Origin of the sequence: Agarivorans sp. QJM3NY_29 (genome assembly GCF_050870835.2) — a bacterium.
In the GTDB taxonomy this organism is placed as follows: Bacteria; Pseudomonadota; Gammaproteobacteria; order Enterobacterales; family Celerinatantimonadaceae; genus Agarivorans.
Window position 1 is genome coordinate 1,664,134 of the sequence record NZ_CP194036.2, and the last position, 21,825, is coordinate 1,685,958.

Consider the following 21,825-nt stretch of genomic DNA (forward strand, 5'->3'; position numbering starts at 1 on the left):
TTTATGTCCTATTCGATAATATCGCCGCGCAGCAGATATTTGCAAAATGCTGAAGTACTCACGAAACCGAGGAGTGCGATGAGTAATGCTCCCTCATAATAGCTGGCAGAGCCTTGATATAGGCCGAGTAACACAATCAGCGCAATACTATTGATATACATGGTATCCACAGCGATGATCCGATCAGGTGTGGATGGGCCAATAATCAGGCGCCACGCATTGAGTGCTAAGGCACAGCAAATTAAGCCACTAGCAATTAAGATGGCGTAGGCTAACATTCAAAAATCTCCTTCAACGGGGCTTCATAACGTTGTTTAATTAATTTAATTAGCTGCTGCTCGTCTTCCAGATGCAATACGTGTACGTAGAGCCACTGCCTATCCTCGGATAACTCTAGACTCACTGTGCCAGGGGTTAGCGAAACACTGTTTGCTAAAATAGTGAGTGGTAAAGGTTCACGTAGTGAGAGAGGGATTGCGACAAAAGCAGGCTGCAATTGATGGTTACTTTGAACAATACGTTTTGCAACATCATAATTTGAGACGATGATGTCACCAATCAAACGCAGTATATAAAGCAATACTTTAAATGGTTTTTTGGAGACGGGCTCCTTTTCACTTAAAGGCGCAACGACCCAAGGAATCACAATCGCGAATACTGCTCCGAGTACCATGTGCCCACGACTAAAATCATGTAAAATTTGCCACACCAGCCATAGCAAAACACTGTGATAGGGGGTGGGGAACCAAAGGAATTGATGCTTGTTATTCATTATTTGGCGACCTCATTGAGTTGTTCAAGGCTTAAACCTGCATTGAGTTGCTCGGCAGCAAGTTTGGTATAATCCGTCACCGCGCTCCCAAAAATGACCATCAAGGGAAGTAGTCCGACTAACAAGGCAATGGCGAGGTATTGTAAAGGCTGGCCTGGTAAAGCGGTCGAGTTCTCGCCATTGGTTCGCCAAAATAGCGAGGTGCCGGCTCGTGATAAGGCGATTAGCGTAACTAGTCCGGCGATCAACATCAGCGGCCATACCCACAGCATTTGGTTTGTGCTACTTGCTGCTTGTAATATCAATGCTTTTCCGACAAACCCAGAGAGCGGCGGCATGCCAATCAGGGCTATGGCTAACAGGACAAAGATAAGGCCTAGCTTAGCAGATTGAGGCATTGCGCGAGCGCTCACAAAGCGATCTTCGGCTTTGCCTCGTTGTTGTTGAATCAGTCCTGCTAGTAGAAACATTGCGGCCCCTGCGAGGGTACTATGAAGTAAGTAGTAAATTCCTGCGGTGCTCGCTTGTACACTGTTTAAGGCGATAGTGACTAATAAAGTTCCGACAGATAGGATCACCAGGTTACTGCTTAGCACACGTAAGCTTTGGCTGGCTAATACGGCTATCGCTCCAATCGCAATGGTGCTTAAGGCGATCGGCCATAACCAAGGTAAGGCAATGTTGGCCAATTCGCCGGCTTGATTGCCAAACATCACACCGTGGATACGCCAAATACTGTAGATCCCCACTTTAGTCATAATGGCAAATAGTGCTGCCACTGGCGCGCTGGTGTTGGCATAAGCCTTCGGCAACCAAAAGTGCAGCGGTAGCATCGCCGCTTTTAGGCCAAATACAGCTAATAGTAACAGTGCGCCTGCTTTAGTTATGAGTAGTTGATTGGCGGATAATTGGGATAGTTTGTCTGCCATATCTGCAAGATTAAGCGTACCTAAGGTGCCATATAGGGTGCCTAAAGCAAATAAAAATAAAGACGAGCCAATTAAGTTTAAAAATACATAGTGAATGTTTGCCTGAGTACGCTGTTTGCCACCACCGTGAATCATTAGCGAATAGGATGCGATCAATAATATTTCAAAAAACACGAATAAGTTGAAGGCATCTCCGGTGAGAAAAGCACCGTTGATCCCCATCAGCTGAAACATGATTAGTGCATGAAAAAAAGCGCCGTTTCTATCTTCACCGGCACTGGCATAAAGTACCACCGCAAGGCCTAACACGGCACTTAGGCTGACTAACAATACCGAGAAGGCATCGGCGACTAATACAATCCCAAAGGGGGCAGACCAATCACCCAAGGCATAAACCTGAATGCCTTGGGTTTGTATTTTGCTTAACAAACAAATTGCGACTACGACCAGTAACAGGTTTGCAGCGATGGAAATCAAACGTTGTTTAGCTAAGGAGTTATTTAGGCCCGGAAATAGCAATATCACGCCAATCGTGAAGGGCAGTAATACCGGGAAAATAACGAGGTGATCAAATAGGCTCATTACGCTTTTTCCTCTGGGGCGAGTGGATCTACAGGTTCGGTTCCATCGACATGGTCATTGCCTAAATCGGCGCGTCCCCGCATGGCTAAAATGACCGCAAATGCGGTCATCGCAAAACCGATCACAATTGCGGTTAAGACCAAGGCTTGTGGCAGTGGGTCAGCATAGTGAGTACTCCCATTTAATACTGCTGGTGCGCCAATGGTTAAGCCGCCGCTGGCGAAGAGGAATAGGTTGACGGCGTAAGAGAGCAGGGTTAAGCCAATTACCAGAGTGAATGTGTGGCCGCGTAACATTAAGAAGATACCACAAGCGCTAATAAAGCCGACACAAACGGCATAGATAGTTTCCATTATCGTTCTCCTACCGTAAGTCGTTCTTTGGTGGTGTGTTTGCCAAGGTTAGCCAAAATCATCAGTGTGGCACCAATCACGGTGAGATAAACACCGAGGTCAAAAATCATCGCGCTGGTGAGTTCAAATTTGCCTATCCAAGGTAATGATACATAGTCAAACCAAGAGGTTAAGAAAGGGCGACCAAATAACCAGCTACCAAAGCCAGTGAGAGCGGCGATACTTAAACCGGCAGCAATCAGGAGATGGTAGTTTAAACTGACCCGTTTACTGATCCAATTTACACCGTGTGCAAGATATTGCTGAATGAGGGCTATTGAAGTAATTAAACCTGCGATGAACCCACCACCGGGTAGGTTGTGTCCACGCATAAAAATATAAGCGGAAATCAGTAAAAACAGCGGTAGCAAACTTTGTGATACCACCGAGAGCAGCAGCGGGTAGCGGTCACTGGCCCAAGCACGACCTTGGTAGTCTTTGCTACGCATCGAGAGTCGCATTCGCGCGATGAGTTTATAGATCCCTAAGGCCGCAATGCCTAATACGGTAATTTCACCGAAGGTATCAAAGCCGCGGAAATCGACCAAAATAACGTTCACCACGTTGGTTCCGCCTCCTCCTATTTTTGCATTATCAAGGAAGAATTGAGAGATGCTATCCAGAGGGTGGGTCATTAGAGCAAAGCAAATACTACCAATCACACAACCGAGTAATGAGGCCAGTATTAGGTCGCGAACAAAGTGACTCGGACGGTTTTTGCTGGTAGGGGTTTGTTGTGGGAAAAAATATAAACCTAGCAGAAGTAAAATAACGGTGACGATCTCTACCGACAATTGAGTGAGGGCTAAGTCGGGAGCGGAGAAATAAGCGAAGGTAATTGACACCACCAAACCGACCAAAGACAACATTAATAGGGCAATTAAGCGTAAGTGACTCCATATCACCGTGGCCAAAGAGCCAGCTATTAGTAGCACGGCGGCAATAATGAATGAGCCATTTAGCGGGTATTCAGCTTGTCCACCGCGAGTGGTCTCTAATTCAAGCAGCGGTGGGCCGATGAGTAACAGGGCAAAAAAGCATAAACAAAAAGCATACCGTTGTAACGAGCCGGACTCCAATACTCGGTTAAGCCGTTGTGCCCAATGAACGCAAGACTGAATCATGCCTTCAAATACGGCTTTAGCATCGATTTCTGGAAATAGTCCGTCAAAGCGAAACAAAGGCTTGCGGTTCAGATAAATCGATACGCCGCCAACAATTGCTAAGCCACTCATCAATAATGGCAGATTGAAGCCATGCCAAATCGCTAAGCTAAACGTAGGCAGCGGATGCTGCAAGACTGCAAACGAGGCACTGTTGAGTAGTTTTTCGATGGTGTAACCGGGGAAAATCCCAACTAATAGGCATAGCGCCACTAATACTTCTACTGGCACTCGCATATAGCGTGGCGGTTCGTGAGGTGTTTTACTTAACCCTTTCGGCTCACCATTAAAAAATACGTCATGAATGAAGCGTAATGAATAGGCGACAGCGAAGGCTCCGCCAATTGTCGCAAGCACCGGAATTAACCAAGAAAGCGAGCCCAAAATACTTTGATCGAGGGTCTCGGTAAAAAACATTTCTTTGGATAAAAAACCGTTGAGTAAAGGTACTCCAGCCATTGAAGCTGATGCAACCATCGCTAGGGTGGCGGTAATCGGCATATATTTCCATAAGCCATTGAGTTTTCGCATGTCTCGGGAGCCGGATTCATGGTCAATAATGCCGGCGGCCATAAACAACGACGCTTTAAAAATAGCATGGTTGATAATATGAAATACAGCTGCAATTGCCGCCAGTTCAGTGTTGAGTCCCAGCAATAATACAATCAAACCGAGGTGGCTAATGGTCGAGTAGGCGAGTAAACCTTTTAAATCGTGTTTAAATAATGCGGTATATGCCCCCAGTAACAGGGTGAATAGCCCCGTTAGTGATACCACTGCAAACCATACTTCGGTGCCAGCTAACACCGGATAAAAACGTGCTAATAAGAAGATACCAGCTTTAACCATGGTTGCTGAATGCAAATAAGCACTCACAGGTGTTGGCGCGGCCATGGCGTGAGGTAACCAAAAATGAAAGGGGAATTGTGCCGACTTGGTAAATGCACCGAGTAAAAATAATAGTAAAATGGTTAGGTAATAAGGGTGTTGTTGTACTAGTTCGGCGCTGTTTAAAACCACTTCTAGCTCGTAGCTACCTACGACTTGGCCAAGTAAGATAATGCCTGCTAATAGGGCTAATCCGCCCGCGCCAGTCACGGTCAACGCCATACGAGCGCCTTTTCGAGCATCACTATTATGCGACCAAAAACCAATCAGTAGGAATGAACTAATGCTGGTTAGCTCCCAAAAAAACCATAGCTGCAGCATATTATTGGACATCACAATACCGAGCATGGCGCTCATGAACATGATCAAATAGCTATAAAAGCGGCCAATGCTATCTTTTTCTGACAAGTAATAACGTGCGTATAGGATGACCAATAAGCCAATCCCCAGAATCAATAGGCTAAATAACACCGCGAGGCCGTCTAGACGAAAGGACAGTGACAAACCAAGCTGAGGGATCCAAGCAATGCTCTGGGTGAATAAATGTTCCGCGTATACTGCGGGTAAATCGAGTAAAATCAGGGTTAAGGCTAAAGCGGGTAATAGCGCGGTGGCAAGTGCACAAGCACTTCGGTTAAGTCTTGCGCTGAGTAGGGGAACAAAAATTCCCAAGATGGGCAAAAACGGTACCCAGAAATAGTGCATTAGCTGGTGGCTCCATTGGCTAGGTGTTAGATATTTATGACAAAATCATAGACACTATTGATTAGAATATCCACGCTTAGTTGTGTAGGGGGCAGATATACTCAAGGGTTTTAGTGAAAGTTGATGTTTTAATCATCACTCGGTCATGAGTCATATGAAAAAAGACGAAACCAGTGACAGGCATAGCGTAGGGAGGGGGAGTGAAGCAACATTTCCATCGCATATGGTACATCAGTATTGTTATTGTCAGCGGTTTGATTTTGTCTGTCAGAGCATCTGAATTGAAAGCTTGGGACTATCAACGTGCGCGTATCGAAGGCTTATTTGAGGCAATGGATCGAACCCATTTAGTGTTCATTCGTAATGGTACGGTGCATGACTCGCAACAAGCTGTCGCTCATTTAAGAATGAAACTAGATCGTGCTCAAAATAGTTGGTTTGCTCCAAATAAAGAGCAATGGACCGCGGAAATGTTTATCGACAAATTGGCTAGCAGGTCTTCATTCAGTGGTCAGCACTATTTGATTCGATTTGTCGACGGGCAACAAGTGGAAGCTGGCATTTGGCTATATCAACAACTTGCGATTTATGACGATCACAACAAAAGTAATTAAATTCAAGTTCTTACATGTAGTCGCTCAGACCAGGTCTGAGCGACTACATGTTATCTCTTCTTTGACGCAGCGAATTCAAAATGGCTACTGCATCGCTACATATTTGTTGTAGCACTGCTGCACTCTCATACACAATATCGACTGTGGTTATACCAATCTAACTCATTAACTGTTCATTCTTGTTGGCCTAAATCATCGCTAACTGCGTGTTGTATCTTGTCACTAGAACCTCTCGCTATTGCAGGTTATCGGCAGATTTATTCTGCGCCATAAGTTGATCGTATAATTAATTAGATTGGTATTCGTTCGCATTCACCTGGGATGCTTTAATGAGTCGGTACGATTTGCGAACGTTCAATGTCATCAGTCTTTCATTTGAAAGTTTTCTATTCTTTTCATCTGGTTATATTATGTTGAGTTCATTAATAACTATTTGCTCAGTGCTTAACTTAGATCCAAACTTTGTTTAAATCTCAAAATATTTTCTTAAAGCAAGGCGTGCCATGCAGATTGCTCATTTATTAAAACTTTATCTGTTTTTCGGTTTGATGTTTGGCACCCTTGTCTCTCCCACATCGGCGAGTCAGGATTTCTCTTCTTGCTCTCAGTTGGTGGTCACTGGAAATGCCGAATATCCCCCGATCTTATGGCGATCTCATGATCGAAAATTGCATGGCATCGCTATCGAGCTATTAGAGTTGGCGCTAATTGATACCGGGATCAAAGTTGTCGCTCGTGATCGAGGTGTATGGGGGCGAGCATTGAAAGAAGCTGAACATGGTAGTGTCGATATGATTGCGGGAGCTTTTAAAACCAATGCGCGTGTAAAATATTTGGATTACATTGAACCCCAATTTACCGATGTATTAAGTATGGTGTGGGTGAAGAAAGGTCACGATTTTCCTTTTCATCGTTGGCAAGATTTATTGGGTAAGCGTGGTGGTACCTTAGCTAATAATAGCTTTGGTCAAGCTTTCGACCAATATGCAAAATCTCATCTAAGCCTTTATGCTAGCGGCAGCGCAGAGCGTTCCTTTGAGATGTTAATGGCTGAACGGTTTGATTATTTCTTGTACGAGTTATACCAAGGTTTAGCCCTGTTGGAGTTGGCTGGGTTAAAGCAACAGGTGAGCGCGTTGCCAAGCCCGATCTCGGTAGAACCTCTGTATTTTGCTTTTTCTAAAAAATCCGCATGCAATACTCCGCGTTTAAAGCTACATTTGCAGCAGCATCTGAGTCAGCTGAGTGAGTTTAAGATCTTCGAACGTTTGTTTGATAAACATCTGCAATTGTGGCTCTCAGAACAATCGCAAAACAAACTGGCACTTTATTGAGCTTAAGCTCGGTTACCTTATGCTTACAGAGGGCTGTATGCATAAGGCTATTCTTGCGCCGTTATTTCTCACTCAGCGCAGCTTGCGAAAACACGATCCCAGACCAACCATTGGTCATAAATTGACGAATGTTTTGGTGATCGTTGCCATCGGGTGTATTCAGTACATCTTGATAGTACTCACCAAAAAGTGCCAAGCTTTGTTGCTCATCTAAACCTTGCTGTTTGGCAAAGGCAAAAATCTTACATGAACCAGAGTTTTCCCCGGCCGCATTATGTTGTTGACCATTGCTAAAAGCGCTTGGCGTAAAATCGTAAAGCGTGTCTATCAGCGTCATGCTGTCTGCAAAACGAATACTGTGTGGTGCTTGCGTGAGTTTGCTTATAAATTGGCCGAGTACTGGCTTCGTCATCTGTTATAACTTCCTATGATTGCTTGATTTAGGCTTTAGAGGGTCAAATGGTATTCACCTTAGAGGCTATCGTCACTAGGGTCAATGGGAAGACGTATTATGGATTACTGTCCTCTAGAATGATTTTTTTGCGCCCTGTTTAAAGGGGCGATAGTGTCATGCAGTTTTTTACTTAAGAGCGCGATGACAGCTTTGAAAGTTGTCACCAAAGATTGATTTAAGCTAAAAGTAACAGCGAAAATGCACGTCTTCGCGCGTCGCTAACGCCTTCGTTACCACTTCAAGCTCTTTTCCTTTGTTTCCAAGAATTTGCTATGCAACGAGTATCCAACACAAGCTCCATTGAGCCCGGGCTGACTCGATAACGAGTGAATGGTTCGCCGTGTTAGGACATTTTATGAAACTTCACTAACAAATAAACAATACACCGTTTAGTTGTTAGTGAAGTTGAAAGTGGCAGTGAACAGCTGATTTTCCTTTGTATAACCGCATCTTATGTCCGTTTCTTCGGTTCGCGGGTGTGTTGTCACTTCATTATTTTATCTCTAGAAAGTTGAAACACTGGTTCAATTCTTTTGTTCGGACATTATTTTGTGATCAAATCTGTGTTTTTGACACAAAATCTTTGTTTCAAAGGTGTTTGTGTTGACACAAAACGCGCCATATAGAAAGATTGCGCAAACGAAATAAAGATAAATCAACTAGAGAGAGGGTATTAAATGAAAGCATTAGCTCGTTTTGGTAAAAAATTTGGTGGTTATAAGATGATTGACGCACCAGTTCCAGTGTGTGGTCCTGATGATCTAATTGTTGAAATCAAAGCTGCAGCAATTTGCGGTGCTGATATGAAACATTACAAAGTTGATAGCGGTTCTGATGAGTTTAACTCAGTTCGTGGCCATGAATTTGCCGGTAAAATTGTTGAAGTTGGCAATAATGTTCAAGGTTGGGCGGTCGGTCAGCGTGTGGTATCCGATAACAGCGGACATGTATGTGGTGTTTGTCCTGCTTGTGAACAAGGTGATTTTCTGTGTTGTACAGAAAAAGTGAACTTGGGATTGGATAATAATAAATGGGGAGGAGGATTCTCAAAGTATTGTCTCGTCCCCGGAGAGATCCTCAACATTCATCGTCATGCGTTGTGGGAAATTCCTGAAGGGGTTGAATACGAAGAAGCATGTGTTCTTGATCCCATCTGTAATGCTTACAAGTCGATTGCTCAGCAGTCTAAGTTTTTGCCTGGGCAGGACATTGTGGTCATTGGAACTGGGCCATTAGGTTTATTTTCGGTTCAGATGGCTCGCATTATGGGGGCCGTTAATATCGTTGTTGTGGGACTTGAAGAAGACGCCGCCGTTCGCTTTGGGGTCGCGAAACAACTGGGTGCCACCGCTGTAGTAAATGCGTCGAGAGAGAATGTTGTCGAGCGCTGCCAGACCATATGTGGAAAAGATAATCTTGGTTTAGTGATTGAGTGCTCAGGTGCCAATATCGCCTTAAAACAATCCATTGAGATGCTACGGCCAAATGGTGAAGTGGTACGAGTCGGGATGGGTTTTGCGCCTTTAGATTTTTCCATTAATGACATTACGGCCTGGAATAAAAGCATCATTGGTCATATGGCTTATGACTCCACATCCTGGAGAAATGCTATCCGTTTGCTGGCTTCGGGGGCTATCCAAGTTAAACCAATGATTACTCATCGTATTGGCCTATCTGAGTGGGAAAAAGGGTTTGATGCGATGGTCGATAAAACCGCGATTAAAGTCATTATGACCTACGACTTTGATGAGTGACATAAGGCTAGTTTCTTTTAAATAGGAAGGAATAAACAAATGGAAAAAACGCTACCTCCCCATTGTGGGGCGAGATTAGACCGTCTACCGGATAGTCAATGGCATTTTAATATGTTTGCTATGGTCTCATTTGGATTACTTGTTTGTTGGAGCAATGCTGTTGGTGGGCTGATATTAGCGCATTTAAGGGAACTGGGTTGGACCGATAATAATTCTAGCGCAGTATTTTCTTCTATTACGACGGCAGGCATGTTCGCTGGCGCATTAATCGGCGGAATTATTGGTGACAGAATAGGAAGAAAGAAAAGCTTTTTGCTTTTTGAGGCGATTCATATTGTTTCCATGATCGTCGGTGCATGCGCATATAGCATGGATTTTCTTATCGCCTGTCGTTTTGTAATGGGTTTTGGCCTTGGTTCATTATTGGTCATGTTGTTTGCCGGATATACAGAGTATATGCCTGGTCGTAATCGAGGAACTTGGTCAAGCAGGGCCTCTTTTATAGGTAATTGGTCTTATCCGATTTGTTCGCTGATCGCCATGGGATTAACCCCATTACTGTCTGCTGAACTGAACTGGCGAGTACAATTATTAATCCCCGCTCTACTATCTATCGTTGCAACTTGGATTGCCTATAAAAAATTTCCAGAGTCTCCTCGTTGGCTAGAGTCCAAAGGTCGTTACGCTGAAGCAGAAGCAATCATGACGGATATTGAAGAAAAAGTGACGCTTCAAACTGGAAAACCTTTAGCTGAGCCAGAGATAAATACAGCGGTACAAAGCAAATCAAAAGAGTTGCCTTATTCAGCTTTATTAAAAGGTGTTTTATTGAAAAGGGTGATCTTAGGTTCCTTTGTACTTATCGCAATGAATGTTGTTCAGTATACGCTTATTAATTGGTTACCAACCATTTTCATGGAACAAGGTATTAATTTAAAAGACTCTATTGTTTTAAATACCATGAGTATGTTTGGCGCTCCATTCGGAATTTTTATTGCGATGCTAGTCATGGATAAAATTTCAAGAAAAACGATGGGCGTTGGTTTGTTATTAATCATCGCAGCCCTTGGATACGCATATTCTCTGCAAACAAGTATGTTCATGATTACATTGTTTGGATTCTTTTTAATCACCTTTGTATATATGTACGTTTGTTACGCGTCAGCGGTATATGTTCCCGAGATTTGGCCTACGGAAGCAAAATTACGGGGCTCAGGACTAACAAATTCAGTTGGTCGTATTAGCGGAATTATTGCGCCCTATGCAGTTGCAACGTTACTCACAAATTATGGTGTCTCGAGTGTATTTATTTTACTAGGGTCCGTATCTGTGCTGGTTGCCATCGTCATTTCTATTATGGGCGTCGAAACTAAAGGGGAATCTGTCGAAAATATAGGTATGGATGCTGTTACCAGCGAATCATAAATTTTGTGAGAGTTAAATATGAAAAATAAAAAAGCAGTATTAAAAACCCCAGGCGTTATGGAATTTATTCAAGCGGAAATTCCGGTGCCTAAAGATGATGAAGTTTTAATTAAGGTCGAATACGTTGGAATTTGTGGCTCTGATGTACATGGTTTTGAATCAGGCCCATTTATCCCACCCAAAGATCCGAATCAGGAGATAGGTCTCGGTCATGAATGTGCAGGAACAGTGGCCGCAGTCGGTCATAAAGTGACTAAATTTCAAATTGGCGACCGAGTAAATATTGAGCCTGGTGTGCCATGTGGTAAGTGTCGTTTTTGTCTAGAAGGCAAATATAACATTTGCCCTGATGTTGACTTTATGGCGACGCAGCCCAACTACCGTGGCGCGCTTGCAAACTATCTTTGTCATCCAGAAAGCTTCACTTACAAGTTACCAGATAATATGGACACCATGGAAGGCGCATTAGTTGAACCTGCGGCGGTAGGCATTCATGCCGCTATGTTGGCTGATGTTAAGCCGGGTAAAAAAATTGTTATTTTGGGCGCAGGTTGTATTGGTTTGATGACATTGCAAGCTTGTTTATGTATGGGCGCATCTGAAATTGTCGTGGTCGATGTTTTAGAAAAGCGTTTAGTCATGGCGCATGAACTCGGTGCTGCCGCAATCATTAATGGTGCAACAGAAGATACTGTCGAACGTGCTCAAGCTTTATTGGGTGAACTTGGCGCCGATATTGTTTTTGAAACTGCGGGGTCGCAAATCACAGTTAAACAAGCACCTCAACTGGTTATGCGTGGTGGCAAAATCATGATCGTCGGTACTGTTCCGGGTGACTCTGCGATTAACTTTTTAAAAATTAATCGGGAAGTCAGTATTCAAACGGTATTCCGCTATGCCAATCGCTATCCCGTCACGATTGAAGCCATCTCATCTGGAAAATTTAATGTTAAATCAATGGTGACACATATCTATGAATATGCAGATGTTCAAAGAGCTTTTGAAGAGTCGGTGAATAATAAAAAAGAAATCATTAAGGGGGTTATTAAGCTAATTGCTTGAGTCGGTGTGTCAATAAATAAAATCAATGGTGTAAATAAGAAGGGTTAATTAATTATGTTGTCAAGTGTTAAGTATTGGGAAGAAAAGGCACAGCGTGAGCATTACGCAATTCCTCATTTCAATGTTTGGAATGCTGAAATGTTGATGGGGGTCATGGATGCTGCTGAAGAGGCCAAATCGCCGGTAATTATCTCTTTTGGTACCGGATTTGTGGGGAATACTTCATTCGAGGATTTTGCTCATACGATGGTCTCTATGGCTGAGAAGGCCACCGTTCCGGTGATTACTCATTGGGACCACGGGCGCAGTATGGAGATTATTCATAATGCTTGGACGCATGGCATGAACTCACTGATGCGAGATGCATCAGCATATGATTTCGAAGAAAACATTCGTCTAACTAAAGAGGCGGTCGACTTTTTTCACCCACTAGGTGTCCCGATTGAAGCGGAGCTAGGGCATGTCGGCAGTGAGACGGTATACGAGGAGGCGCTTGCTAACTATCACTATACCGATCCATCACAGGCTGCTGAATTTGTTGAGCGTACTGCATGCGACTCGTTGGCCGTTGCCATTGGTAATCAGCATGGCGTATATACTTCCGAGCCAAAATTAAACTTTGATGTTATACAAAAAGTTCGTGATGCAGTGTCGGTTCCAATTATTCTGCATGGTGCCTCCGGAATTAGTGATGACGATATTAGCACTGCGATTTCTCTAGGGATCTCAAAAATTAATATTCATACAGAATTGTGTGAGGCGGCAATGGTTGCGGTGAAGAAAAATTGCAATCAACCATTTTTACATTTAGAGCGTGAAGTTCGTAAAGCGATTATGGGGCGTGCCTTAGAAAAAATTACATTGTTTGGTTCAGATGGAAAAGCGGAAGCCCTTGTATGAGTAATATTGATGTTATCTGTGTTGGTGCAGCTATTGTTGATATTCCTCTGCAGCCAGTGGATAAGAATATGTTCGATATTGATTCGTATCCTTTAGAACGAATTTCAATGACTATTGGTGGCGATGCAATCAATGAAGCAACGATTATTTCTCGTCTTGGGCATAAAACTGCATTAATAAGTCGAGTAGGTAATGATGCACCAGGAAATTTTATTCTTGAAGCATGTAATCGGGAAAGAATAGATATTGAAGATCTTGTCGTGGATGGGGATATTGATACTTCAATTAATGTCGGTTTGGTGACAAAGGATGGGGAGCGTACTTTTGTTACCAATCGAAATGGTAGTTTGTGGAAGCTTAATCTTAAGGATATAGATTTTTCACGTTTTAAACAGGCCAAATTATTATCTCTTGCAAGTATTTTTAATAGCCCATTACTAAATGGACACGCTTTGGTACAGATTTTCTCTGCAGCAAAAGCGGAAGGGTTAACTATTTGCGCCGATATGATTAAACCAAGGCTTAATGAGACGTTGGCGGATATCCGTGAGGCTCTGGCTTATGTTGATTACCTTTTCCCAAACTTTGAAGAAGCAAAATTACTAACTGGAGAAAGTGAGTTAGAGGGAATCGCGGATACATTTTTAGCGTGTGGTGTAAAAACGGTTGTGATTAAGACCGGAAAGCAAGGATGTTATATAAAAAATGCTGCTCAGACATTGCTTGTGCCTGCCGTTCAGGGGATTACAGCGATTGATACCATCGGCGCGGGAGACAACTTTGCATCAGGTTTTATATCTGGGATTTTGGAAGGTATGCCGCTAGCTGAGTGTGCTCGTTTCGCGAATGCAACCGCTGCGATATCGGTTCTGTACGTTGGCGCCACGACGGGTGTTACCCATAGAAAAATTGTTGAAGAATTGCTCAAAGAGTGCGAGGAGTATGCGTAATGATGAAAATGACCCCGTTGGGGAACAGCGGATTGAAGATCTCTAAAATGGGTCTTGGAACTTGGGCGATAGGCGGTGGCCCTGCATGGAATGGTGACCTCGATTATCAGGTATGTATTGATACCATTGTCGAAGCCCATAAATGCGGTATTAACCTTGTCGATACAGCACCTGGTTATAATTTTGGCAATAGCGAAGTGATTGTTGGTAAAGCATTGGCTCAGCTCAATCGAGAGGATGTTGTGATTGAGACTAAATGCGGCATCGTCTGGGAACGTAAGGGCAGTTTATTTAATAAAGTTGGTGAGCGTCAGCTTTATAAAAATCTATCGCCAGAGTCAATTCGCGAGGAAATTGAGACCAGTCTGAAGCGTCTGAATGTTGATTATGTTGATATTTATATGACGCATTGGCAGTCGGTTCCACCTTTCTTTACTCCTGTATCTGAAACAATGGAAGAGTTAAATAAACTTAAAAAAGAGGGGAAAATCAAAGCCATTGGTGCAGCCAATGTCGACATCGAGCATATTGAAACTTATCTCAAATATGGTGAGCTTGATATTGTTCAAGCCAAATATAGTCTGTTAGATAGAGAGGTTGAAGAAAAACTGCTTCCTTTATGTGAGCAACACGGAATTGTTTTACAGGTATATTCACCGCTGGAGCAAGGCCTGTTAACGGGGGATATTGAGCCCGACTATATTCCTACAGGCGCGCGAGCCAATAAGAAATGGTTTCAGAAAGAGAATATGGGCAAAGTGATCAATATGCTGAAGCAATGGCAGCCTTTATGCGAGAAATATCAGTGTTCTATTCCAACTCTCGCGTTAGCGTGGATATTGGCCCAAAGTAACAATATTTCGATTTTGACCGGTGCAACTTCACCAGAGCAGGTCAAAGAAAATGTGAAGGCAATGTCTATTCAACTGACTAAAGAAGATAGCTTATTGATTCGGAAAATGGCTGAAGCGCTGGATGACGGGCAGTAATCGTTGATAACACGAATACCTCTGTTTTTTTGGTAAACACGCATGTTTTTCTGTGATTCAAATACAATATTTTGCAAATAAATATAGTGAATGGCATACTTATTTGTATGTTTTATGGGAAGAAACAGAGGTAATCCAGTGTCAGCAAAAGATCGAATTCAGTCTATTAAACAAATGGTCACTAACGATAAAAAAGTTACCGTGGTGAATTTGAGTACTATTTTTAAGGTGACCGAAGAAACAATCCGTCGTGACCTTGAAAAGCTTGAAATGCAAGGTTTTATTACGCGTACTTATGGTGGTGCAGTTTTAAATGCGAACGGCATTATTGATAATGTTCATTTTTATAAAAGAACCAAGTCGCTCCATGAAGAAAAGCAGACTATTGCATTAAAGGCACAATCCTGCTTAGAAAATGTAACCACACTGGCGGCTGACTCAAGTACCACTGTGATGGAGTTTTTAAAACTTTTAAGAGATAGAAGTGACATCACAATCATGACTAATTCAGCGGAAGCTATTCATGAATTAGCGACCGCTGAGGTAAACCTTGTTTCCACTGGTGGTGAGTTAAATAAAACGTCGCTTTCTATGCAGGGTGTCATGACCAAAGAAGCTATTAGCAAACATCATGTCGATATTATGGTGATGAGTTGTAAAGGGCTTGATATGCAAAGTGGTGCGCTCGATTCTACGGCCGCGGAAGCAGATGTTAAAAAAGCAATGATCAAACAGGCATCTGAAGTTGTACTTTTGGTCGATCACTCTAAGTTTGAACGTAAGGCCTTTGTTAAATTGGTGAACTTTGACAATATAAATTATATTGTGACTGATAAATCTCCTGGGAATAAATGGATTGAGTTTTGCGACAAAAATAATATAAAGCTAATATTTTAATGTGATTGTTTAGGCGCCCCATCCTTAATGACTACATTGTTATATGTCTTAGTATGATTAGTTTATTAAAGCCGCGATTTGATTTCCATTTGTAAATAGAATAATGGTAATTTGGTTTGGCAATTTTATTAATAATAAAGTTGCCAGTAATCATGCTTGCTATTGGCTATAAATAATATATTCGTCAATAGCGTACAGAGGTATGTAATATGAATAATGTTGGCCATATAGGGGCGCGGCTAGACCGTATCCCTTTCTCAGTTTTTCATTACGAGATATTTGGTATTATTAGTATGAGCTTGTTATTTACCGGCTTTTTAAGTTATTCGGGAAATATCGTTTTGGCTGAGCTGGTGAGTAATGGCTGGTCGAATAATTACCTGAATGCCGCCTTCACCTCGGCCTTAATGGCGGGCTACTTTATCGGCTCTGTCGCCGGAGGGTTTATTGGCGATAAGCTTGGAAGGCGCAAAGCTTTTCGTATGAACTTACTCATCGTTGGTATATCAGCAATGGCGGCATCATTTTCTCCAGATATGTACTGGTTGATTATTTTCCGCTGTTTGATGGGGATCGGTATGGGTGCCCTGATCATGGTTGGTTATGCGTCTTTTGTTGAGTTCATCCCCGCTAACGTAAGGGGAAAGTGGTCTGCTAGGCTTTCTTTCGTAGGGAATTGGTCACCTGTGATATCGGCGTTGATTGGCGCAGTTGTGATTTCATATTTTAGTTGGCGGTTGATGTTTTTGTTGGGTGGGGTATTGATGTTGATCGCTTGGTATTTATCCGCGAAATATTTTATCGAATCGCCACGATGGTTGGAAGGAAAAGGCAGGGGAGAGCAAGCTGAAAATAACTTACGGAATATTGAGTTACGGACAGAGATTAAAGAGAATATAAAACTTAGCCATTGTGAACGGGATAACTATTATTTAGAAAACGTTAGAGGAAGTGATTCATTTTGGAGCCTTTTCAAAGGAAGTATGTTAAGGCGAACATTAGTTGCCATTACCGTTCTGGTTGCGATGAATATATCTTTATATACGATCACGGTTTGGATCCCAACCATTTTTGTTAATTCTGGCATTGAAGTGACAAAATCAATTGTGATGACTTCGATGATTATGTTGGGCGCTCCTGCAGGTGTGTTTTTCGCTACTTTAACAATTGACAAATACCCTCGAAAACTTTTTGGCTCTAGTTTACTCATTATTATTGCGGTTATGGGATATTATTATTCGCTTCAAACGAGTGAATTAAAAATTATTGTATGCGGACTTGTGATGGTTTTTTTCCTTTATATGTATGTATGCTTTTCTTCGGCAGTTTATATTCCAGAGTTATGGCCAACGCATATGCGATTACGTGGATCTGGGCTTGTGAATGCTGTTGGCCGATTTGTTGCTGTTATTGCGCCTTATGGGGTGGCGATGCTGTTGACCGATTATGGCTCAAAAACGGTTTTTGTTGTATTAGGTGCTATTTTAATTTTATGCGCTTTTTTGTTGCTTGTTTTTGGTATCGAAACCAGAACGGTTTCGTTAGAAAAAATTTCTCAGTTATAGCTTGATTGGATAGACTTTCATCGTCCTCGTTGAGCGTGAAGTAAAATGACTGGTGACAACTAGCAGGGTCGTAAAGAGTCACTGAGTTTTATTTTTCAGTTCATTGACTATGAATCTGAAAGTAAAAACACTAAAGGTTGCCGGAGGCAGCCTTTTTTGGATACCGTTGTTTGATTTATTCAAACCTAGAATATATGTGTTTGTTAAAGATTTAATGGCAATGCGCAAGTTGGCATGGTGCGCTGACCCATTTTATAGTTCGTCGCCGGAAAATCTGGCGCTCCTCGCTTCGGCGATGCTGCAGTCGGTGAGATGCATGAGCTCGGCTAGTGTGATGTTGTGGTTTTCTTGCACTAATCGTTGTAGTTTCACAGCAACGGGCTCTAATTGCGCGCCATATTTCTGAAGCCCTTGTTCGATTTTGTGAATCAGATACGCACTGGCTGATGGTTGCTGTTGTTTAAGGGCTTGCGAGAGTTGTTGTAATTGCGGTGCTTCGCCAGTCACTAGCCAGTTTCTTGAGCGGCGAATACGTTTAATTTGACAGCTATAAATTAAGGCGACTTGTTTGGCGAGTTTGACTTCGTTGCCACCGATTTGGCGGATTAAGGAAGGCAGTTGGATATCAATTGTGGTATCGGTCATCGATAGAATTCTGCATGCAATTCAATTTAAATTCAAATTTCTGTCCTTTGGCTTGGCGTGAATAGTTACTGCGCTGGCCGGTTTGGATGATTCGATAATATGCTCACCGATAAAAATCACTGAGTTTAGTGTTTTTGTCGGTGAGTGATACTTTTTAGGCGAGTGTTAGGTTTTGCATTTTTTGCTGGAAGTCCAGTAGCGGATCGAGAGAAAAGTCTGCTTCTACCGAAAAAGTAAAGTCTCTAAATTGAGTTTGTACTTGTAATGTTTTTAGGTAGCTGAAACGAGGGTGCTCACCGAGAGACATGCCTTTGATGAGTCGCCAAGGGATGAACAAATGCTCAACATGATAATCGGTACGTTTTTCTCGAATGATATCGGTCCCCCAATTTGAGATCATTAGATCATGGCCATCACTCATAAATAATACGTCTTGCATTTTGTATCTAAACAGCCGAGCTAATAAGTGCTGGAAGCCTTTGGTCAGTTCTTCGTCGAGGGAACGTGAGGCTTGAAAGGCTAATATACTCACGGGTTCGGTGATTGCTTCACGTTGTAAAAAATATTGATAGACCTGCAGTTTAGCCCCCTCAACGGGTTCGTGCTGAGTCAGCGCTAACGGCTGGCTATGTTGATGCATCGCCTCTCTGATGATGTGAAGTGCTTTGGCGGCAATGTTTACCGACACGAGGCTGTAGTCAATATGGATGCTGTGGTGCCTTGAAAACAGCTGCAAATGACAGGACAGTAAGTCACCGCTGTGAACTATATAGTTGATGTCGGCATAGTCCAGAGCCTGTTCTTGTAATTCTGCAGCCTTGTTGAAACTAAGTACGCGGATCCTGTTAGCCTCTAGAATCACCACACTTTGATACATCAGCATGCCTGGCTCTAGATCCCGCCGAGCTTGGTCTACCGGAACTTTGAAGCAATATTTTGCGGCTAAGATCGCTTGTTGGTAGTGCTCAAATTGCGGTGGAATGTCGATGAGCGCCTTTACCTCCATCATCCAAGGGCCATATCTTCGGTATTCAAGGGTTAATTTATCCATTGCCATTCTCCAAAACCATCAGTGGTGCGTTAAATGAACCTAGCAAGTTGCTTTAAGTTTAGTTCAAGCGCATTAAGATTGACGGGCTGGGTGTTTTGTCTGCAATTAGTCGACACAAGTTTGATCTAAATCGTCTACAGCGAGGCCATGAGTTTTAATTTGGCAGGGGCGGAGGCGAGCCAAAAACGAGAGCAGGCTGAATACCAGGCTACTTTGGTATTCAGCGCTGATTGTTCGATTTATTCCGCGCTGAGCAATTGTTGTAGTTGCAGGCGTTGCTGCTCAGTCATTTGTGTTTTATTTAAAAATGGCATGTCTTTGCTTACGGTGGCTCGAGCAATAATACGTTCTTTCCAGCGCTCAATGTCTTGCCAATGGTCCAGCATCACTCCTCCGGGGGCTGTGGTAAACATGTCATCACTTGGGGTGCGGCTATGACAAGAGCTGCAGCGTTGCTGAATAATTGCACTCGCCTGTTGTTGAGCACTGGTTAAGGCATTTTGCTTAACCGTCGAGCTGGCGGTGCTTGCTGTGTTCAACTGCGATCTGCTGCCAGTCCAGCTGACGAATATAGCTAACAGTAGTAAACCGATAGCACCACTCACGATGATGCTGGGTTTATTAATGCCTTGATGTTTCAGATTGAAGAAGTGACGGATCCAGGCACTTAAACCGATCAGGGCACAGAGGATTAACCAACTATAGTGATGTTGGTAAATCATCGGATAGTGATTACTGATCATCAAAAAAATCACCGGCAAGGTGAGGTAGTTATTATGTACCGAACGGCGTTTCGCCTCTAAACCGGGGGCAGGATCAACCGCCTCTCCGGCACTAACTTGGGCCACCATCTTGCGTTGTCCGGGAATTATTTTTACCCACACGTTGGCAACCATGATTGTGCCGATAAGGGCGCCCATGTGAATGAAGGCGCCGCGGCCACTAAACACCTGGCTAAAGCCATAACAAAACAGAGCCCCCAAGACCACTAAAATGACGCTCAGTAATAGCGGTTTTTCGGCAATTGGCGAGCGCAGCAAGCCTTCATACAGTAACCAAGCACCAGCGATCCCACCAATACCAATGCTCACTGCTTGGCCAGCACTTAACATCATCACTTGAGGGTCGATTAAATACGCCTCGGCTCGCAAGTAGTAAATCCAAAATAACAGTAGGGTGCCGCTCAGCCACGTACTGTAGGCTTCCCATTTAAACCAGTGTAAATGCTCGGGCATTTTCTCTGGCCCCACCTGGTATTTGGCAACCTCATAAAAGCCACCACCATGCACCGCCCACAAATCCCCTTTAATGCCTTTTTTTAATTTCCATTCCGGTGGCGTTCTGAGATTATTATCTAACCAGACAAAGTAAAAACTCGCGCCAATCCAGGCGATGCCTGCGATCACATGAAACCATTTAATAAACAGAGCTAACCATTCGTAAAGCTGTGGCCACATAGACTAATTCCTTTTGTTATAAACTTCTTTTCCCGCAATATAGCTTGCCGCAATCAGTCGATCGTCGCCTAAAATATTGATGGCAAATAATTGTTCGCTCAAGTGATTACAGCGGGCGATCCGCTGACTCAGGATGGGCGTTGCGTGCAAATCGATTTCGATAAAGTCGGCTTCGCTGCCGGGGTTTAAATTGCCGACCCACTGCTCAATGCCCATGCTCTGGGCGGCGCCTTGAGTACATAAATACAAGGACTCGAAGGCGCTTAAGCTGGTCTGTTGCATCTGGCAAACCTTGTAGGCATCGGCCTGATTAGCAAACATACTAAGGCTGGTTCCACCACCGACATCACTAGCGAGCGCGACCGACACACCATTCTCCTGGGCGCGGTGATAGTTAAACAGACCGCTGCCTAAGAACAGGTTGGAGGAAGGACAAAAGCTGATGGTTGCTCCGGTGTCGCTTAAGGCCCGATACTCGCGGTCGGTGAGGTGGATACCATGGCCAAATAACGCTCTTTCTCTCACCAGTCCGTGCGCCTGATAAACCGATAAATAGTCTGAATGTTCGGGAAACAGCTCATTAATCCATTGCACCTCTGCGGTATTTTCCGATAAATGGGTTTGAATAAAACTGTCGGGATGTTCCTTGGCTAACTGACCCGCCTTCGCCAATTGTTGTTCGCTGCTGGTGGGGGCAAAACGCGGAGTAATGGCATAGAGTTGGCGGCCATTATGATGCCAGCGCTCCAATAATTTTTTACTATCGCGATAGCCCGACTCAGGCGTATCGCTGAGCGCCTCGGGGCAGTGTCTGTCCATCAATACCTTGCCACAGATCATGCGCGCGTTATAGGACTCGGCGGCTTCAAAAAAGCTATTTACCGATTGAGGGTGCACGGTTGCATAGACGCTAGCGGTCGTGGTGCCGTTGGCAAAGAGTTGCTGTAAGAAAAAGTCGGCCTGACCACGAGCGTAGACGGCATTGGAAAACTGCTGCTCGGCAGGAAAGGTATAAGTATTTAGCCAATCCAATAGCTGCTTGCCGTAGCTCGCAATGACTTCAATTTGTGGGTAGTGCACGTGGCTGTCGATAAGGCCGGGCAGGAGTAACCCTGTATGTTGTTGTACTTCGAGCTCTGGCTGATTTTTTAAATAATCTTTGGCATCACCGAGGTAGAGGATCCGACCTTGCTCGATCACTAATACACCGTCTTCGAGATAGCAGTAATTATCGTTAGGGTTGCTGGTTGACTTGGGGAAATGCAAAATTTTTCCGCGGTGAATGCTTGGTTGCATC

20 protein-coding genes are annotated in these 21,825 nt (G+C 43.5%); 10 read left to right on the forward strand and 10 right to left on the reverse strand.

Annotated features, from left to right (window positions below):
• Positions 1-8 precede the first annotated feature (8 nt).
• The 5 genes from ACRRS0_RS07640 to ACRRS0_RS07660 are packed head-to-tail and all read right to left on the reverse strand — an operon-like array spanning position 9 to position 5,431.
• Positions 9-278 carry a K+/H+ antiporter subunit F gene (locus ACRRS0_RS07640; RefSeq protein ID WP_432453798.1) on the reverse strand — a complete coding sequence of 90 codons (270 nt, stop codon included), beginning with the start codon at positions 276-278 and terminating at the stop codon, positions 9-11.
• A complete protein-coding gene (locus ACRRS0_RS07645; RefSeq protein ID WP_432453797.1) occupies positions 272-772 on the reverse strand; it encodes a Na+/H+ antiporter subunit E in 501 nt (166 codons plus the stop codon). The genes ACRRS0_RS07640 and ACRRS0_RS07645 overlap by 7 nt, the downstream gene beginning before the upstream one ends.
• On the reverse strand, positions 772-2,283 hold the full coding sequence (locus ACRRS0_RS07650; protein ID WP_432453796.1) for a monovalent cation/H+ antiporter subunit D: 1,512 nt from the start codon (positions 2,281-2,283) through the stop codon (positions 772-774). The genes ACRRS0_RS07645 and ACRRS0_RS07650 overlap by 1 nt, the downstream gene beginning before the upstream one ends.
• A complete protein-coding gene (locus ACRRS0_RS07655) occupies positions 2,283-2,636 on the reverse strand; it encodes a Na+/H+ antiporter subunit C (protein WP_432453795.1) in 354 nt (117 codons plus the stop codon). Before ACRRS0_RS07655 ends, ACRRS0_RS07650 begins: the two co-directional genes overlap by 1 nt.
• Positions 2,636-5,431, reverse strand: a complete 2,796-nt coding sequence (locus ACRRS0_RS07660; RefSeq protein WP_432453794.1) for a monovalent cation/H+ antiporter subunit A — start codon at positions 5,429-5,431, stop codon at positions 2,636-2,638. The genes ACRRS0_RS07655 and ACRRS0_RS07660 overlap by 1 nt, the downstream gene beginning before the upstream one ends.
• 200 nt (positions 5,432-5,631) lie before the next feature.
• On the opposite strand from ACRRS0_RS07660, the gene ACRRS0_RS07665 reads away from it, so the two are divergent.
• A complete protein-coding gene (locus ACRRS0_RS07665) occupies positions 5,632-6,045 on the forward strand; it encodes a DUF5329 family protein (RefSeq protein ID WP_432453792.1) in 414 nt (137 codons plus the stop codon).
• 503 nt (positions 6,046-6,548) lie between these two features.
• A complete protein-coding gene (locus ACRRS0_RS07670) occupies positions 6,549-7,379 on the forward strand; it encodes a substrate-binding periplasmic protein (RefSeq protein ID WP_432453791.1) in 831 nt (276 codons plus the stop codon).
• A gap of 61 nt (positions 7,380-7,440) precedes the next feature.
• On the opposite strand, the gene ACRRS0_RS07675 is transcribed toward ACRRS0_RS07670, so the two are convergent.
• Positions 7,441-7,791: a HopJ type III effector protein gene (locus tag ACRRS0_RS07675; protein ID WP_432453790.1), complete on the reverse strand. Its 351-nt coding sequence runs from the start codon at positions 7,789-7,791 to the stop codon at positions 7,441-7,443.
• A gap of 719 nt (positions 7,792-8,510) precedes the next feature.
• Here ACRRS0_RS07675 and ACRRS0_RS07680 point away from each other — a divergent pair.
• The 8 genes from ACRRS0_RS07680 to ACRRS0_RS07715 all read left to right on the forward strand — a co-directional run bounded on the left by ACRRS0_RS07680 (position 8,511) and on the right by ACRRS0_RS07715 (position 17,375).
• Positions 8,511-9,587, forward strand: coding sequence for a zinc-binding dehydrogenase (locus ACRRS0_RS07680; protein ID WP_432453789.1), 1,077 nt, complete (start codon positions 8,511-8,513; stop codon positions 9,585-9,587).
• Positions 9,588-9,626: 39 nt separating this feature from the next.
• The gene (locus ACRRS0_RS07685; protein WP_432453788.1) at positions 9,627-11,012 is read left to right on the forward strand and encodes an MFS transporter; all 1,386 of its coding nucleotides are present in this window, start codon (positions 9,627-9,629) and stop codon (positions 11,010-11,012) included.
• 18 nt (positions 11,013-11,030) lie between these two features.
• Positions 11,031-12,074, forward strand: a complete 1,044-nt coding sequence (locus tag ACRRS0_RS07690) for an NAD(P)-dependent alcohol dehydrogenase (RefSeq protein WP_432453787.1) — start codon at positions 11,031-11,033, stop codon at positions 12,072-12,074.
• Between the two features lie 54 nt (positions 12,075-12,128).
• The gene (locus ACRRS0_RS07695; protein ID WP_432453786.1) at positions 12,129-12,974 is read left to right on the forward strand and encodes a ketose-bisphosphate aldolase; all 846 of its coding nucleotides are present in this window, start codon (positions 12,129-12,131) and stop codon (positions 12,972-12,974) included.
• The gene (locus ACRRS0_RS07700; protein ID WP_432453784.1) at positions 12,971-13,924 is read left to right on the forward strand and encodes a carbohydrate kinase family protein; all 954 of its coding nucleotides are present in this window, start codon (positions 12,971-12,973) and stop codon (positions 13,922-13,924) included. The genes ACRRS0_RS07695 and ACRRS0_RS07700 overlap by 4 nt, the downstream gene beginning before the upstream one ends.
• A complete protein-coding gene (gene ydjG / locus ACRRS0_RS07705) occupies positions 13,924-14,913 on the forward strand; it encodes an NADH-dependent methylglyoxal reductase (protein ID WP_432453783.1) in 990 nt (329 codons plus the stop codon). Before ACRRS0_RS07700 ends, ydjG begins: the two co-directional genes overlap by 1 nt.
• A gap of 138 nt (positions 14,914-15,051) precedes the next feature.
• Positions 15,052-15,810 (forward strand): DeoR/GlpR family DNA-binding transcription regulator, encoded by a 759-nt coding sequence (locus ACRRS0_RS07710; protein WP_432453782.1) that lies wholly within the window; start codon positions 15,052-15,054, stop codon positions 15,808-15,810.
• A gap of 209 nt (positions 15,811-16,019) precedes the next feature.
• On the forward strand, positions 16,020-17,375 hold the full coding sequence (locus tag ACRRS0_RS07715) for an MFS transporter (RefSeq protein WP_432453781.1): 1,356 nt from the start codon (positions 16,020-16,022) through the stop codon (positions 17,373-17,375).
• A gap of 252 nt (positions 17,376-17,627) precedes the next feature.
• On the opposite strand, the gene ACRRS0_RS07720 is transcribed toward ACRRS0_RS07715, so the two are convergent.
• The 4 genes from ACRRS0_RS07720 to guaD form a co-directional block, all read right to left on the reverse strand.
• Positions 17,628-18,020 carry a ribosome recycling factor family protein gene (locus tag ACRRS0_RS07720; RefSeq protein ID WP_432453780.1) on the reverse strand — a complete coding sequence of 131 codons (393 nt, stop codon included), beginning with the start codon at positions 18,018-18,020 and terminating at the stop codon, positions 17,628-17,630.
• A 154-nt stretch (positions 18,021-18,174) separates the two neighbouring features.
• A complete protein-coding gene (locus ACRRS0_RS07725; protein ID WP_432453779.1) occupies positions 18,175-19,071 on the reverse strand; it encodes a hypothetical protein in 897 nt (298 codons plus the stop codon).
• A gap of 239 nt (positions 19,072-19,310) precedes the next feature.
• On the reverse strand, positions 19,311-20,528 hold the full coding sequence (locus tag ACRRS0_RS07730) for a urate hydroxylase PuuD (RefSeq protein ID WP_432453778.1): 1,218 nt from the start codon (positions 20,526-20,528) through the stop codon (positions 19,311-19,313).
• Between the two features lie 3 nt (positions 20,529-20,531).
• The gene (gene guaD / locus ACRRS0_RS07735) at positions 20,532-21,824 is read right to left on the reverse strand and encodes a guanine deaminase (RefSeq protein ID WP_432453777.1); all 1,293 of its coding nucleotides are present in this window, start codon (positions 21,822-21,824) and stop codon (positions 20,532-20,534) included.
• Between the last annotated feature and the right edge of the window lies 1 nt (position 21,825).